This window comes from Myroides sp. C15-4 (genome assembly GCF_050522745.1).
In the GTDB taxonomy this organism is placed as follows: domain Bacteria; phylum Bacteroidota; class Bacteroidia; order Flavobacteriales; family Flavobacteriaceae; genus Flavobacterium.
The window spans coordinates 134,504-148,965 of the sequence record NZ_JBMVQX010000005.1 but is presented as its reverse complement, the minus strand read 5'-3'; the positions used below and the strand labels follow the sequence as shown (position 1 = coordinate 148,965).

The window sequence follows — 14,462 nt, the reverse complement described above, 5'->3', positions numbered from 1 at the left end:
GAAAAACAATTGAATTTTAGTCGTGTAAATATTTTTTATTTACGCGAGAAGAAGCAATATAGGAAGCGATAAATCCTAAAATAAAGATAGAAAAGAATACGACAAACACATCGCTAATATTAAATTCTACAGGATAAGCAAAGCCTGGGCGAATTAGGATTAATCCAAAATACTCTTGGATCAATACGCAAATAATCCCCAGCGTAATCCCCAAGATTCCACCAACGGTACTGATAATCATCCCTTGTAACAAGAAGATTCGCTTGAGTTGCTTTAAAGAAACCCCTAAATCATTTAGTGTTTTGATGTTCATTTTCTTTTCTAAGATAATCATAAGCAAGGCCCCTACTAAGTTAAACAGGGCAATGATCACCACCAATAGAAAGATAAAATACACCACGGCATTTTCGGTATTCAACATGCGATAAAGGCTATCGTTCAATTGAATACGATTTTTTAATACAACGGTATCCCCCATGACTTCCTGAATAAAGTCCGCTGCTTGCTTTTCCGTTACCCCTTTATTCAGGGCAAGCTCCAAATTGGTGTACTCTTTTTCGGACAGACTGAGTAAGTGTTGTGCTAATTCGATATCGCAAAATACATATTTGCTATCTAGCTCTTCATTGCGAAGGGAATAAATACCTACGGGATGTAAATACGTACGCAAAAAGGCATCTTCTGGATTGCTGACCACACCTGATCCCGGTTTGATGGATAGGGCTTGTAGGCTATGTTCTACATCAAATAATCCCATGGACAGTAAATACGCCATGCCCAAGCCCACAACAACCTCATCTGAATCTGGTTGAATCCAGTTACCTAAATCTATTTTGTCAGGGAATTGGCTGACTTTAGGAAAATCAGCATCCACGCCTTTGAGTATAGCAACGGTTTGCTTTTCATTGTAGGTAAAAAGCAAACGGTCCTCTACTACACGGGCAACCCCCGTAAATAAAGGGGATTGACTCAATTTTGCATATTGAGCATCGTCCACAACGAAGTTCTTTCCTTGCTTACTAAATACTTTTAGCTCAGGATCTAACTCATTGGTAAACGATAAACTAAACGAACGAAGACCACTAAACACAGCTAATACAATTAACATCGCCATAGCGCTTACCACAATACCGATGGAGGCTATTGCCGTAATGACGTTAATTGCTTTGCTCTTGCTTTTACTAAAAGCGTAGCGTTTGGCTATGTAAAATGATATCTTCAACCTTTACTTTTTCTTTCTCTTCGCCAATAAGTCTGGATTGGCAATTGGGTTTTCGTCTCCTTTTAATGCTTTGTCAATTTGATCGATATACTCTAAGCTATCGTCTACATAAAACACTAAATCAGGCACTTTACGCAACTGATTTTTTACGCGTTGTGCAAGCTCATGCTTGATTAGCGGCGCATTCGATTGAATGGCTTTCAACAATTCTTTTCCACGCTCCGCTGGAAAAATGCTCAAAAACACCTTCGCAATGGATAAATCCGTTGTAACATTTACTTTAGAAACAGAAATAATCAAATTGCTTATTCCGTTCTTGCGCACTTCACCTTGTAATATATCTACGAGGTCACCTTGTAGAAGCGCTCCCATCTTCTTTTGTCTATTTGTCTCCATGGTGCAAAAATACAATTTTTTGGATAGGATTTTTTTATATTTCACGCTTCAATTACTTCTGTTTGATAAAATTACTACTTCTACAGCTAAAAAGGAATTCATCCTCGAACTAAAAGAAGAATCTCTCCGCTCTGTTGCGGGGTGAGTAACCTACACTCCTGTAGTGATACTGCTGTAAAACGCAATTTTATTTCTATACGTACTAGGCTAATTTAAGATTGGAAGAAGTAGACCTTCACAAGGGATAAACAAGAGTTTGTAGGGAGATTCCTTCGAGTTCTCTTGAAGATTCCTTCGACAAAACAGGACTTTTCCCAAGCACTATCGAAGGACTGTCGAAGAACTGTCGAAGCAACTCCGAAGTTAGCTCTGCTACAATCTTACGGATAACCGAATCACAATGCATTTCCTTTAGTTGATCTTAGGAAGAAAGAAAAAAGTGTCGCTATTTCGTTTGATCTCCTTATCCGGTATGGGACTAAAAAGCAGACAAAACTTTGGAACTGAACACACTACTGTTTGGGGTAAAAAGAGAAACAAAACGAGGAGAAGGCAAAAAGGAAAAAGCGAGAGAATCCCCCGAGTAAAAGTCAAGCACAGACAAGAAAGGGAAGCAGTACCGTGGGGGAATAAAATTAATATTTTTTAAATCTATTTCTTGCAAAAACCAATAATACGCAGTAATATTGCAACCTCTAATTGTCAATTTGACTGGTCCTATAACTCAGCTGGTTAGAGTAGCTGACTCATAATCAGCAAGTCCCTGGTTCGAGCCCAGGTGGGACCACAATCAAAATTTACAGTCAAATCGACCGGTCCTATAACTCAGCTGGTTAGAGTAGCTGACTCATAATCAGCAAGTCCCTGGTTCGAGCCCAGGTGGGACCACAGAAAAACCCCTCAACACTTTGTGTTTGAGGGTTTTTTATTTTTTCAAACTAAAATAACTTAAAAAAGTTAGAGTTGTAATCTAGTTTTTTTCTTTTTAAAACTTAAAGATTCAAATATTCTCAACCTTAGCTTCTCTTTAATCCCCATTAAACACACTAAATTAGTATCTTTAGTGGTGAACTAGTCTATATGGGAAAAACAGCAACAACTATCGAAGAACAAATAGAAACATTGCGCAATAGGGGAATGACAATTCCTGATGAAGCAAAAGCAAAAGAGCATCTGTTAGATATTGGTTACTACAGATTAGGCTTTTATTGGTACTATTTTGAAATAGACAAAACACATAATTTTGCACCTAATACCAATTTAGATGATGTGATCGATTTATACTATTTGGATATTGATTTAAAAAACATACTTCTAAAATATATTTATCGAATTGAGGTACACTTCAGAACACAGCTGATTTATTACGCATCCAACTTCTATACTAATACACCAGATTGGTATCTTAATAAAAGGATCGTGCATAAAAATGTTGTTACTCAAATCCATAAATCATATGAAGTCTTAAAATTTAAGAATAATATCATCAAGAAGCATCATCTAAAGTATACAGACGATCAATATGCTCCTGCATGGAAAACGATGGAATTTTTAACCTTTGGACAAGTACTTAAAATCTATTCAAATTTAAAAAAAGAACAATTAAAAAGTAATATTGCACTCACTTACAAACTAAGAGACTATAACACATTAATAAACTACTTAACAGCCATTCTTAATATTAGGAATATCTGTTCACACAGCAATGTTCTTTTTGATTACAATCAACCCAAAGGGATAACTAGAATCCCAAATAAACGATTTAGAATTCAATCTAGAAATACAACAAACTTAAACGCTTCCTTAAACTTAATTCTCTTCATACTAAGTCAGATTTCAATTAATAGAGCCGATGAATTAGAGCAATTATTCTACCAAAAAGTCAACGAAAAGCAACAGAATGCAATGTTAAATCCAATTATTCAGGATCATATTAAGTTGGATTTTACAAAAAATGTCATACCTTTGTATAACAAAAGTGCCCCTCTATACATTCTGCTATAGAGCAGCACTATAAAATAAGAAATTACAACCTCGGACTTGCTCCGAGGTTTTGTATTTTATATCCTTTTGTTTTATTATTTTCTTCTCCTTGCTTTGCGCAAAAGGTAGATCAGATTATTTCCTAACACCACCACAAGCAGTATACCCATCCGTAGGATATTGAGTACGAGATTGACAACCACTCCTACGCCTATCCCTATTTTATCCGTAAATGATGTTTTCATTGTACTTTTTTATGTGTGCATTTGGTGTGTCGTGCTAATTCAACTCGTTCAACAATTGATCTATTTTCTCGTGAATCACCTGTATTTCCGAGTCATATTGATCCGTATCTTCACTTAATGCGCGCTTAAAAAGCTCGAAGGCCTCAATTCTCAATTCACTATATGTCCTTAATTTGTCATTGTGCTCTCTCAGCTCTTTGGGTAAATTTTCTAGTTGAGCAGTTTGATTGATCAGTTGGAGATTTTCTTTCCACAACGGAAGGGCAATTTCCTCTAGTTCATACAACAAAACGCGGTTGGGCTTCGTATACAGATCATCGTAAAAAACCAACGTCTTTTGTTCATTTTGCGTAAATACATCCAATTGCGTTTGATAGGTTTCGTACGCGGGATCATTGGGTAAAAAAAAGGCGGTCACAAAGATGAGGACAACCTGAATAAGAGCGGCAATCAACGCAAGTCCAGCTGCTTTCCAATTGGAATAAAACGCACGATTCTGCTCCTTGTGTTGGCGTAATATAGCGCCCTGTTTCACTTCTACAATCCAACTGGCAACACCAGCAAAAATAGCAGGTAAAACATAGCTGGGCAGACGATCCAAAACAGAAGCTGGAAGTAATAGTAGTCCCCCAAAGACCAAAATTGTAATAGCTATTCCCCACAAAAGAGCCTGCTTGCCTTTCTTTTCTTCTTGAAGCATTCGATAATTCTCTCGAATCAAATACCCTCCAATTAAAGGACCGCCTAAAAAAGTAGCCATCCCAATAGCCCCGGTCGAATAAAACTGGACTGATTGAGTTAGATCCTTTTGAACTATAGGCTCTTGCGGTGTATTTTCTTGTGGTGTATTTTCTTGTACTGTCATTTTATTCTTTTTTATGATCACTCTTGTTGCCAATTGCTAAGCAATTGCTAAAATAGAGCAAAACAACCATTAGTGGTTTCTCTTTTAAAGCCCACGTGTATTTTCTCCTTCGTATTGTTCTACCGTATCCACTAGTTCTCCTTTGCCATTATAGTACGATTTGATGCTGTACATATTGTTCAGCGTACGCGGATAGTACTTATCCCCATTGCTCTCTTGTCTCGTAACAGTTTCTGAGGTATAGAATAACTTTCTCTCTGGGTCTACTCCATACAAAAACGTTCGCTTATCTTTATTGAAAACAACTGTCTTTACACAGTCAACATAAACAGATACATAGTGGGATTGGCCTTCTTTGCGAATGGTTTCATATAACGCTTCCCCTGTCTCTGGATCAAGGACTAGTTTGGTAGCAGTTCCCTGGATCAACATCAAACACTCATTATCCTCATCAAAGAGAAAGTTTAACTTTTCCTTGGATGGATTGATGAAGGTATAGCGATACTCCTTTTTGTCTTTGGAATTAAAGTAATCCACGTCTTCCAATTGATACTTCGGCAACATTTTATCCGCTGGAGAAAAGATGAGCTTTTCCTTATTGAGATCATAAAACATTAGGGTTTTATTTTCTTTGTATATCCCGTATATAAATCCTTTTTCAAGTTTGGCACGGGTAATTTTTACCGCATCGCCTTGTTCAAATAAATACGCTCCTTTGTAAATAAAATTGATATATTCACTTGTTGCCCCTTTCTCATCAGTAAAGTATTCTGAGGTTTCATATAAAGGTTCACCATTGAATGTGTGAATCGCATTAAATCGATTTACTTTAAAAGATTCATCGATCACTAGTTCTGTAGGGCGATCAAAATGAGCCAAATAGCTGTATTGATCTTTGCGCAATTCGATTAAATTACGCGCTGAATGGTAAATTCCAATAGATTTATATTCAAAAGGAAGCACCGCTTCTTTCGCATAGATGTCGAATAGTCCCACTTTTTGTCCATCACGAGAGGCTTCGAGGCAAATTTTGTCTTTGATGTGATAGATTTTACTGGATAAACTCGCAAACTCTTCTCCTAAAATATTCTTTCCAGTTAGGTCAGTTAAGAAGCTTTTTTTGTCTTTAGAAACAAAGAGCAAATCGTTGTCAAAGGGAAACAGTTGATCGTATTCTGGTTTTAGTAATTCCGTTAAATTGAGGTCAATCAATCCCAATTTCGTATTGGATTCATTGGCAAAGATTAAATACTTCTTCTCTTGGATTTTCGTAAAATAATCTACTGGATAGGGAAATTGTTTGTTTTCTTTGGTTTTAAAATCGTAATAATTCAATACGTTCATTTTTTTACTCGTGCCACACAAATAGCCAGGAACTCTTGGACCTGTTAAGTATAATAACGTTTGATTATCGGGATGATAGGCAAACCCCTCAATTGTTTTTCTATCGCCCTCTAATACGATTTTTCCTTCTTCATCTAAGATTTTGAATCCGTGATCATCTCCTTTAGATATAGCGAGATAGCTATCATCAACTGTAACAACCTCGTACTTTTTTTTGTATTTAGATAAAAATTTTTGCGCATGCGTCAGTGTACCACACAGTAGTACCATAATCAGTAGTAACTTTTTCATTTTTTTTTAACAAAGTTAACCATCCATTTAGATAAAAACCAATGAAGTAGGTGTTATCCTTTTACTTTTTCTTAAAGCACTAGGACTGAAACTTGGAACGCAACAAACAAATCTTCTAAAAAACAAGGCTCGTTCACCACTTACCTCTCACATGTACAGGATGAATAAAAAAACCTCCTCAATCCAAGATCAAGGAGGTTTTCCGTCATGTTTAGATGACTGAATTGCTATCTTTACCTACTGCTATTTGGCTGCATACATGTCGGGAGTAACGACGTATTTCGTTACGTAAACCCCATTTTTATCCTTGTAATAGTAATTAAATGTCACCTTAGCTTCTCTCATTTCTTTCAGGTCGGGATTCGTTTGGATGTTTTCCAAAATACCCGTAAAAAGCATTGATTCCACGACCTCCATATTGAGTTCTTCTAATGCATAATTGACAATTGTATAGTTGTATTGCAAGGTTTTATTCGGCATTGCCATCGTATTGTCCATTCTCAATTCCTGATCGATATACATCGGGCAGTTTTTGTTTATCTCTGAAGCCACTACAGCTAGGGTTTCATCAATATCAAGTGTCGGTCTCAAAAAATATTGGCTTACACCAACAAAGAGTAAAACGCCAAAAATAATACCCAGCAATGACGCAAGGGGCATTTTTTTCTTGGGTTTCTCTTTTTCCGTTTGTACAGGTGTTGCTGTTTCGACCTCGATCTTGGGTAGTTGGTATCCACAATTCGAACAATACTTTGATGTAGTCACATTTTCTATATCGCAATTTTGACAAATAATCTTCATCTTTTGTACTTACTTTAGTTGGTTTTATCGCTGTAATGCAAAGAAGTATAGGCGCTTCTATTCGTTTGCGTTTTCTACTTTCTTCCTTCAGTTGGCAAAGTTACCAAATTCCCAAATCCCATTTTCAAAATACCCGCTTTTATTCCTCTTTTCGCCTCTACTACTTCACACCTAAAGTACAGGCCGACCTGTGTCTTATTTGAGGCCTAGTCTCTACATCAAAATATGATCTAAAGTTGTATCTAAATAAAACAAGAACAACTGAGTCGATTGACTTAGGGTCAAATCACGGCCAATCACGCTGTAAATAAATTGGCAACCAACCTATATAAAAAAAGCCCAATGAATAAGAATTCATTGAGCCGAACATAATATAGTTTGATTGGTTTTTGTGCTATTTTACAAGTTCTCTTTCGCGTACTACCGTTTTTGTATCGTTTTCCACTTTGTATTTTTTTGTCCATAGACAGTCATCGTTGTAATCATAAGCAAATACTTCTTTTACAATCACAGGACGTTGCGGAGGTGTACGGTCTTTTTTGCGTTTCTTTTGTTTGCTAAACGAGGGCGCTACAATAGTTCTACTATTTGCTTCTATCACATTGTTACACGAATCATACTTATAGGTAGTCGTGCGAATTTTTTTCTGACTCCCATCAAAAAAAGTCGTTTTTTCTAAACGTATAGAACCATTTTCATTATAGGCTCTAACGGTACTAAATCCGCGTTCATACTCCTCCGAATATTCACGTGAGGTAACCAACATGGGTCTACCTTTCACAAATTTAGTATAGGTACGCTCCCCATCATCCACCATCATCCCTTTGTCATCATAGGTAAAAGTACTTTGATACACCACTTCGCGAACTTGACCGCGATCGGCATCATACATGAGTACTTCTTGGTACACTTGCCCTTTGTCATCGTAGAAAACATCAAACAACTTTCCTAATTCATCTTTATAATACAAACGATAGCTCTTGATGCGTCCATCTTTCAATTCATACTCAATGCGATCACTGGGAAATACACTTTCTGCATCTTTCTCAAAAAAATGATCATACTGTTTCCATTGTGGATTAGAATCAATTCGATCGAGTGCCATTTGTGCAAATGCACCAGTACTCATCGATAACAATAGTAAGGTAAGAATCGCTGGCTTTTTCATTGATTATCTAAGGTTTTGTTGTTCATTTTCCTCGTAGGAGTACGCAAAGTAGAAAAAAAACCAACCATTACAAAAAATAAAGTCAACGAATACTAAAAATTAACTTAAAACACCCCTCCTATTCGATCTAGATGCGAGAAAACGAGTGCCTTACAATAAATCGACGTGAAGTTTTCCCTCTTTCACACCTAGCATGATTTGAAGAAGCAAGGGCATACGTCGTCCTAAATTCAATTCCAAAATCTGCTGCTCATTATTCGCATACTGTATAATTGTTTGCATTTGAAAGTCGATCATCTTATTGGCAAAGACATAACGTACGTTTAAATCGCCATTTTTTTGTTGATCCACCCAATAAAACTGGGTAATACTCCCTGGTTTTGTGGTACTATACTCTTCAAAATAGCTTTTAATTTCAAGAAACATACCGCCTTGGGTTACAGGAGCCACTTGTATTGAGTCGGTCGTTGTACCTGCATGGAAGGCGTGTATTCGAGGTTCTGTCGTTTGTCCCTGAAGAAAAATGGGAAAGCAACAAGCTAAAAGCAGACCGCTACTAAATCGCAATTTATCATAAAAAAAACTAAAATTTAAAATTCGGCACAACTCTTGCATATAATCACATATGTAATTAATTATCATAAAAAAACCAAAAATACATAACAAATAAAAAAATAAAAAAGTCAGAGACCAAAGAAATCAACAAAATATTTATGCAATTCAAAAAACGAGACATACCAAAAACGTACAATTAGCGTTTATTTTTAAGGTGTTTACCCCTATAATCAAAGACAAAAAACAGAGCAAACGAGAAAAAACAGCCAAAACGTTATTAGAATTCACTTTTTAAAAAATTTTAACTAATTTTAATAAACATATGTTTAATTTTGTGGACGATGATAATCTCCCACAATGATCGAAAAAAAATAGGGTAAAGTTCAAAGCCAAAAATTGATAGAGAACCATAAACCGCGGTATGGAATAGTGCGAAAAACAACACGTTAAACGACACTTTATTTAACTATACTTCGAGAGGAAAAAGATTATTTTATATTAAATTTGCAATTGAAAGAAATAAAAGAAAAGATGAAAAAGATTATCTCATTATCCATCCTATTGTTAACGATGTCTGCGACTTATGCACAGCGAAAACCTGTGATCATGACAGCGAATGACGTTGTAGTATACAAAGACATAGAAACAATTCTAGAGCATAAAGCGGAATTGGGTCTAAGCCATAAGCAAGAAGCTTCTTTTGTCGTTAAAAACGAATACATCAAAAGAGATCTTCAAGCCTTAAATGATAGAACTGATATGTTACCCGTTGAGAAAAAAGAAACAGCAAAGAAAATTAAAGATTCATACCGCTTATTCATTCAACGTACATTGAACCAAGATCAAATGGATATTTGGGCACAGAAAAAAGTAGAATACGATTTATCCAATACGCAAGACAATGGCTACAAGGTAGATTTAAAAGAGTTGGATGCCATTTATAAAGCAGACCAAAAAGAAATCTACAGAAAGTATGGCATGGACCGAAAAATATACGCTGCCCAAAAAGCAACACTTCGCAAAAAATACGAAACGGATCGCCTTAACTTAGCCCAATATTACAATGCAGAGAAAGAGGAAAATGATGTGATGTCATTAGAAGAAATCGCAAACTTGGTGAAAGAATTTGATGATTACTACAATGGAGAGAATGAAACGAATCCGTTGAAATACTTAAATATCAGAGAGCGTTCTACTAATGAGGTAGAAGTTGAACAAGAAAACTACTCTGAAGAGAATTATTCTGAAGAGAATTATTCTGAAGAATCCGAAACGGAATAAAAAAATACGTCTGATCAAACAGCAGTAAACTCGAGCTTACTGCTGTTTTGTGTTTTTATACCTCATCTTTTTCTAAGAGAATGTCTGTTTTCTTTTTCTTTTGGAAAGACAATCAAGGGTATAAATAGAAAAACGAAAAATATAAAAAATAAAAAGATAATTCAAAATGTCCGAATTACACCAAAATACAGCATTTTAAAACCGTTGCATTTCAGTATTTTTACTTTACTTTGCATAAAAATTATCTTATGTCATACATATCAAGAGTTCTTAGTGGAAAATGCCCAAACTGTGGCAAAGAAGATTTATTCTATGATAAGGGAAACCCCATAACCATGCGCATGCCGAAAATGACGAAAGAATGCTCACATTGTCACTATAATTTCCATAGAGAGACTGGTTTTTACTTTGGAGGGATGTATGTAAGCTACGGACTTACGGTTGCCCAAATGTGTGCGGTGATGGTATTGAGATTAATCATTAATGCGCTATTTGATACGCAGATCACTCTGCTTCAAACCTTTATCGCTATTGTAGTTGTTATCCTTTTATCTTGGACGTTTAACTACCGCTTATCACGCATCATTTGGTTAAACATATTTTATAAAAAAGAATAGTTTCTTTCGAAAAGTTAGTTATCTTTGCACCACTTGAAACAAAAACGGGTGTAGTTCAAGGGTAGAATAGCGGTCTCCAAAACCGTTGATGGGGGTTCGAATCCCTCCACCCGTGCAAAAAAAGTCCTTACAACTTGTAAGGACTTTTTTATTTGCCGTCAACTGTACCCCATCACTGGTATCGCTTAAAAAACTCTTTGGGTGTTTCACCTACTCGCTTTTTAAATAACTTGGAGAAATACGAATAATCATCATACCCCAGCATAGATGCGATGTCGTTGAGTGGATAGTCCGTATAAATCATCATTCGCTTGGCTTCTAAGACCACGCGATCTAAAATAATATCCGTTGTTGTTTGGTTGACCATCGTCTTACAAACGCGATTCAAATGCTTTTGCGTCATATTCATCCACCCCGCATAAACTGCAGCGGATTTTTCTTCTGCAAAATGTTGTTCAATTAATTCTTCAAACAGCTGCAAATGGGTTGCATATAAATTATTGTTGATCGTCTTAAATGTTTCTCCTTGTAACAAGATGCGATTCGTTTCAATATAGAACAGCAAAGTCAAGCTCACCAATTGCTGATTGCGCTTCCATTGTTCTGCGCGTACTTCTTTGACCATGCGTTGGAGTACAAAAGCCAAAATCTGCGTATCTGCATCATTTAAACAAACGCGATTGGGATAAAAAGCGGATCGAAATACAGGATAATCACGCAGCGATTCCTTCAACATATACAAATCTAAAAAATTCTGCGTGTGAAAGAAGATATACCCCTCAATATCGTCCGACAACTCCCAGCTATGGGTCTGTCCTGGAGCCAACATAAAGGCTGTTCCAGGCTTTACCTCATAGCGATTGAAATCAATTTCGTGCATACCTTCTCCTTTGGTAAACAAAACACCTACATAAAAATTGTGCTTATGAGGCCGTTCGATATGACTGTGATTGTCAATTAAATGTTGCGATAGCGTATTAGCATAAAAATCCGTTTGCAGATTATTATGTGTGATATCGTTAATTTGTAAAATTGCTATTTCATCCATGCCCTTCCCCTTTTGTAACAAAAGTAAAAAGAAATCCCACCAAGCCCAATTTAATTAACTATCTTACAAGAACTTTGATTATTGGCAAATAAGAATTGCATAAGCAAATTTTATTTTCAAACTTTGTTACTCAATCTAAAAAGAATTGCTCCAATGAAAAAAGCAATAGTAGTAGTGGGCCTTATTGCCTTAATCTCGACTGCTTGTTCACAACAACAGCCGTCACAAAACTTAGAATCACTAGATAAAAAATCCGCAAGAGAAGTTACGTTAAAAACAATTCCAGCTGGAGATAGTATCTATCATATAACCGCGCAAACCATTTGGGCTAATGGGCAAGTAGTTCTTCAAAAAGTAGATACGCTTACCACCGCTAAAAACATCAACGACTGGGGAGCGACTCAACCAACAAGTCTAGATAAAATTCCAATTTACGTAACTGTAGAATAATTATGAAAAAAAGTAGTAAAGCCGTTTCCTTAGTTTTAATCACCGCAACGTTAGCTTCTTGTTCTAAACCTACAGAAACCAAAGAAGAGCAACAGCGTGTGTTTATGCGAGCAGACAGCAGCGCACCTTATACTGAAGTAACAGATCAATACCAACAGCAACGCAGTGGTGGAGGAATGGGTATGGGAAGTGCTTTATTGTGGTATATGGCCTTCCGTCCAATGATGGGTGGCGGTATGGGCTATACAAGTCCAGGTATAGCAACCCAATCCAATGTAGGAACCAATGCAACCAAAGCTGATGCGTACAAAAAACAAACCGCCCGGGGTGGTTTTGGCAGTACAGCCAAAAGCAATACAGCTTCTTCTTAATTGTAACACATGCAAATAAAATATATAACACCGCAATCCAATTGGCAAAACCGATTGGAACAGCAGGGTTTTGGCTATCATACCGATGAAAACAACCTTCCTTATTGGATAGAAGAATACTACTATAGTATTTCGGAAGACTTAGCAGATGAAGTCTATGCTGCTACAGCAGACCTATGGCAAATGTGTCTCGAAGCTGTTGACCATGTGATAGCGAATAAATTATACGACCAATTTCAAATTCCCTTGTTCTTTCACGAGCATATCGAACGCTCTTGGGAAAACGATGAACTTAGTATTTATGGGCGCTTTGATTTTGTTTATGACACTGTTCACCAACAGTTGAAAGTATTAGAATTCAATGCCGATACACCTACTTCCCTATATGAAACAGGTGTGGTACAATGGCAATGGATGAATACGTATTTTGGATCGTCTAAAGATCAATTCAATTCGGTACACGATCGCTTAATTGAAACGTGGACAGAAGCTAAAGCTCATATGAAAGGTACTACCCTGCACTTTTCTTGTATGCGTGAAACGCTAGAAGACCTTACCAATATTGAATACCTACGTGATTGCGCTATTCAAGCAGGCATTCAAACCAAATTGATTTATATCGATGACATTGGTTGGGATGGAGAAACGTTCACCGATCTAGAAGATGAAGTAATCACGGATATTTTTAAACTATACCCTTGGGAATGGTTGATCTACGAACCTTTTGCCTTGCATATACCCAATGATATGGCAGAAGCGCAATGGATTGAACCTTCGTGGAAGATGATTTTATCCAACAAAGCTATTTTACCGATTCTTTGGAAGTTGTATCCGAATCATCCCTTACTATTGGAAGCGTATTTTGACGACCCCCATGGCATGCAAAACTTTGTCAAAAAACCGCTGTTATCTCGTGAAGGAGCTAATGTAACCTTGTATATCAACAACCAAATTGTCGAAGCGACAAAAGGCGACTATGGAGATGAAGGCTACATTTGTCAAGCCCTAGCGAATCTTCCCAATGAAGGCAAAGGCTACTTTATCATTGGCAGCTGGCTCATCGGACAAGAACCTTGTGGAATTACCTTTAGAGAAAGCGACAAACGCATTACGACAGACAAGAGTAGATTTGTACCCCATATTATTGAATAACGCCTAAGCCTAATGACCTTTATTAGGCTTTTTTTAATCCATTATATCCTATGACGCCCGATTTTATATACGACCAAACCTTCGAAAATAAAGTATTTGAACCCCATGCAATTTCATTTCGAGAATACGAAAATTGCAAGTTTATTCAATGCGACTTTAGTGCATGTTCTTTTCTTTCGACTTTATTCATCGACTGCGATTTTAAAGATTGCAATTTCAAAAATGCCGCTATTAACTATGTCGGACTGAGAAACTGTCACTTTCAAACCTGTAATTTTACGCATGTTAACTTTACGATGATGGACCAAACTATTTTTGAGTTTTCATTCACGGATTGTAATTTGGAGTTTACTTTATTCTATGGTTTAAACTTAAAAAAGACCAGTTTTATCAATTGCAGCTTAATCAGTGCGGATTTTATGGAGGCTGATTTAACGCAGGCCATGTTTGACAACTGCAATTTGTATCGCGCTAATTTCACTAAAGCCAAAGCAGAGAAAACAGATTTCTATACCAGCTATGATTTTGATATTGACCCTGATTCAACTAAACTTAAAAACGCGATTTTCTCCAAACATAGTTTGGAAGGGCTGTTGCGAAAACACCAGCTCATTTTAAAATAAATAAAAAATAAAAATGTATCTTTAAGTCTAAATCTTAAGGAAATTAACGT

16 protein-coding genes and 3 tRNA genes are annotated in these 14,462 nt (G+C 36.5%); 10 read left to right on the top strand and 9 right to left on the bottom strand.

The window, feature by feature from the left end:
- Positions 1-16 precede the first annotated feature (16 nt).
- Both ACPDHL_RS04145 and rbfA read right to left on the bottom strand, forming a co-directional pair.
- A complete protein-coding gene (locus ACPDHL_RS04145; protein ID WP_430531536.1) occupies positions 17-1,222 on the bottom strand; it encodes an ABC transporter permease in 1,206 nt (401 codons plus the stop codon).
- 3 nt (positions 1,223-1,225) lie between these two features.
- On the bottom strand, positions 1,226-1,618 hold the full coding sequence (gene rbfA, locus ACPDHL_RS04140; protein ID WP_430531535.1) for a 30S ribosome-binding factor RbfA: 393 nt from the start codon (positions 1,616-1,618) through the stop codon (positions 1,226-1,228).
- A 713-nt stretch (positions 1,619-2,331) separates the two neighbouring features.
- Between rbfA and ACPDHL_RS04135 the strand changes: the two genes are divergently transcribed.
- The 3 genes from ACPDHL_RS04135 (at position 2,332) to ACPDHL_RS04125 (ending at position 3,622) form a co-directional block, all read left to right on the top strand.
- Positions 2,332-2,405: transfer RNA gene (locus ACPDHL_RS04135), tRNA-Ile, on the top strand.
- 27 nt (positions 2,406-2,432) lie between these two features.
- Positions 2,433-2,506: transfer RNA gene (locus tag ACPDHL_RS04130), tRNA-Ile, on the top strand.
- 192 nt (positions 2,507-2,698) lie between these two features.
- The gene (locus ACPDHL_RS04125) at positions 2,699-3,622 is read left to right on the top strand and encodes an Abi family protein (protein WP_430531534.1); all 924 of its coding nucleotides are present in this window, start codon (positions 2,699-2,701) and stop codon (positions 3,620-3,622) included.
- Between the two features lie 74 nt (positions 3,623-3,696).
- Here the strand turns inward: ACPDHL_RS04125 and ACPDHL_RS04120 are convergent, their stop codons facing one another.
- The 6 genes from ACPDHL_RS04120 to ACPDHL_RS04095 form a co-directional block, all read right to left on the bottom strand.
- A complete protein-coding gene (locus tag ACPDHL_RS04120) occupies positions 3,697-3,846 on the bottom strand; it encodes a hypothetical protein (protein ID WP_430531533.1) in 150 nt (49 codons plus the stop codon).
- A gap of 34 nt (positions 3,847-3,880) precedes the next feature.
- A complete protein-coding gene (locus ACPDHL_RS04115) occupies positions 3,881-4,711 on the bottom strand; it encodes a hypothetical protein (protein WP_430531532.1) in 831 nt (276 codons plus the stop codon).
- An 84-nt stretch (positions 4,712-4,795) separates the two neighbouring features.
- Positions 4,796-6,346: a WG repeat-containing protein gene (locus ACPDHL_RS04110; RefSeq protein WP_430531531.1), complete on the bottom strand. Its 1,551-nt coding sequence runs from the start codon at positions 6,344-6,346 to the stop codon at positions 4,796-4,798.
- Between the two features lie 243 nt (positions 6,347-6,589).
- On the bottom strand, positions 6,590-7,147 hold the full coding sequence (locus ACPDHL_RS04105; protein ID WP_430531530.1) for a zinc ribbon domain-containing protein: 558 nt from the start codon (positions 7,145-7,147) through the stop codon (positions 6,590-6,592).
- A 394-nt stretch (positions 7,148-7,541) separates the two neighbouring features.
- A complete protein-coding gene (locus ACPDHL_RS04100; RefSeq protein ID WP_430531529.1) occupies positions 7,542-8,315 on the bottom strand; it encodes a hypothetical protein in 774 nt (257 codons plus the stop codon).
- A gap of 150 nt (positions 8,316-8,465) precedes the next feature.
- Complete coding sequence (locus tag ACPDHL_RS04095; protein ID WP_430531528.1) at positions 8,466-8,930, bottom strand: hypothetical protein; 465 nt, start codon at positions 8,928-8,930, stop codon at positions 8,466-8,468.
- A gap of 471 nt (positions 8,931-9,401) precedes the next feature.
- Here ACPDHL_RS04095 and ACPDHL_RS04090 point away from each other — a divergent pair, with 471 nt between their 5' ends.
- The 3 genes from ACPDHL_RS04090 to ACPDHL_RS04080 all read left to right on the top strand — a co-directional run bounded on the left by ACPDHL_RS04090 (position 9,402) and on the right by ACPDHL_RS04080 (position 10,883).
- Positions 9,402-10,151: a hypothetical protein gene (locus ACPDHL_RS04090; RefSeq protein ID WP_430531527.1), complete on the top strand. Its 750-nt coding sequence runs from the start codon at positions 9,402-9,404 to the stop codon at positions 10,149-10,151.
- 248 nt (positions 10,152-10,399) lie between these two features.
- Complete coding sequence (locus ACPDHL_RS04085; RefSeq protein WP_430531526.1) at positions 10,400-10,768, top strand: DUF983 domain-containing protein; 369 nt, start codon at positions 10,400-10,402, stop codon at positions 10,766-10,768.
- A 44-nt stretch (positions 10,769-10,812) separates the two neighbouring features.
- Positions 10,813-10,883: transfer RNA gene (locus tag ACPDHL_RS04080), tRNA-Trp, on the top strand.
- A gap of 57 nt (positions 10,884-10,940) precedes the next feature.
- Here ACPDHL_RS04080 and ACPDHL_RS04075 read toward each other — a convergent pair.
- Positions 10,941-11,816, bottom strand: a complete 876-nt coding sequence (locus ACPDHL_RS04075) for an AraC family transcriptional regulator (RefSeq protein WP_430531525.1) — start codon at positions 11,814-11,816, stop codon at positions 10,941-10,943.
- Positions 11,817-11,969: 153 nt separating this feature from the next.
- Here ACPDHL_RS04075 and ACPDHL_RS04070 point away from each other — a divergent pair, with 153 nt between their 5' ends.
- From ACPDHL_RS04070 to ACPDHL_RS04055, 4 genes are read left to right on the top strand one after another with little or no spacing between them, the layout of a single operon-like run.
- Positions 11,970-12,266, top strand: a complete 297-nt coding sequence (locus ACPDHL_RS04070) for a hypothetical protein (RefSeq protein WP_430531524.1) — start codon at positions 11,970-11,972, stop codon at positions 12,264-12,266.
- 2 nt (positions 12,267-12,268) lie between these two features.
- Positions 12,269-12,637, top strand: coding sequence for a hypothetical protein (locus ACPDHL_RS04065; protein WP_430531523.1), 369 nt, complete (start codon positions 12,269-12,271; stop codon positions 12,635-12,637).
- A 9-nt stretch (positions 12,638-12,646) separates the two neighbouring features.
- On the top strand, positions 12,647-13,789 hold the full coding sequence (locus ACPDHL_RS04060; RefSeq protein ID WP_430531522.1) for a glutathionylspermidine synthase family protein: 1,143 nt from the start codon (positions 12,647-12,649) through the stop codon (positions 13,787-13,789).
- 50 nt (positions 13,790-13,839) lie between these two features.
- Complete coding sequence (locus ACPDHL_RS04055; protein ID WP_430531521.1) at positions 13,840-14,412, top strand: pentapeptide repeat-containing protein; 573 nt, start codon at positions 13,840-13,842, stop codon at positions 14,410-14,412.
- The last annotated feature ends 50 nt before the right edge of the window (positions 14,413-14,462 follow it).

Bases quoted from the DNA above. Each gene is read 5' to 3' on its own strand.
- rbfA (WP_430531535.1), bottom strand. From the start codon at position 1,618: ATGGAGACAAATAGACAAAAGAAGATGGGAGCGCTTCTACAAGGTGAC.
- ACPDHL_RS04125 (WP_430531534.1), top strand. From the start codon at position 2,699: ATGGGAAAAACAGCAACAACTATCGAAGAACAAATAGAAACATTGCGC.
- ACPDHL_RS04120 (WP_430531533.1), bottom strand. From the start codon at position 3,846: ATGAAAACATCATTTACGGATAAAATAGGGATAGGCGTAGGAGTGGTT.
- ACPDHL_RS04115 (WP_430531532.1), bottom strand. From the start codon at position 4,711: ATGACAGTACAAGAAAATACACCACAAGAAAATACACCGCAAGAGCCT.
- ACPDHL_RS04110 (WP_430531531.1), bottom strand. From the start codon at position 6,346: ATGAAAAAGTTACTACTGATTATGGTACTACTGTGTGGTACACTGACG.
- ACPDHL_RS04105 (WP_430531530.1), bottom strand. From the start codon at position 7,147: ATGAAGATTATTTGTCAAAATTGCGATATAGAAAATGTGACTACATCA.
- ACPDHL_RS04100 (WP_430531529.1), bottom strand. From the start codon at position 8,315: ATGAAAAAGCCAGCGATTCTTACCTTACTATTGTTATCGATGAGTACT.
- ACPDHL_RS04095 (WP_430531528.1), bottom strand. From the start codon at position 8,930: ATGCAAGAGTTGTGCCGAATTTTAAATTTTAGTTTTTTTTATGATAAA.
- ACPDHL_RS04090 (WP_430531527.1), top strand. From the start codon at position 9,402: ATGAAAAAGATTATCTCATTATCCATCCTATTGTTAACGATGTCTGCG.
- ACPDHL_RS04085 (WP_430531526.1), top strand. From the start codon at position 10,400: ATGTCATACATATCAAGAGTTCTTAGTGGAAAATGCCCAAACTGTGGC.
- ACPDHL_RS04075 (WP_430531525.1), bottom strand. From the start codon at position 11,816: ATGGATGAAATAGCAATTTTACAAATTAACGATATCACACATAATAAT.
- ACPDHL_RS04070 (WP_430531524.1), top strand. From the start codon at position 11,970: ATGAAAAAAGCAATAGTAGTAGTGGGCCTTATTGCCTTAATCTCGACT.
- ACPDHL_RS04065 (WP_430531523.1), top strand. From the start codon at position 12,269: ATGAAAAAAAGTAGTAAAGCCGTTTCCTTAGTTTTAATCACCGCAACG.
- ACPDHL_RS04060 (WP_430531522.1), top strand. From the start codon at position 12,647: ATGCAAATAAAATATATAACACCGCAATCCAATTGGCAAAACCGATTG.
- ACPDHL_RS04055 (WP_430531521.1), top strand. From the start codon at position 13,840: ATGACGCCCGATTTTATATACGACCAAACCTTCGAAAATAAAGTATTT.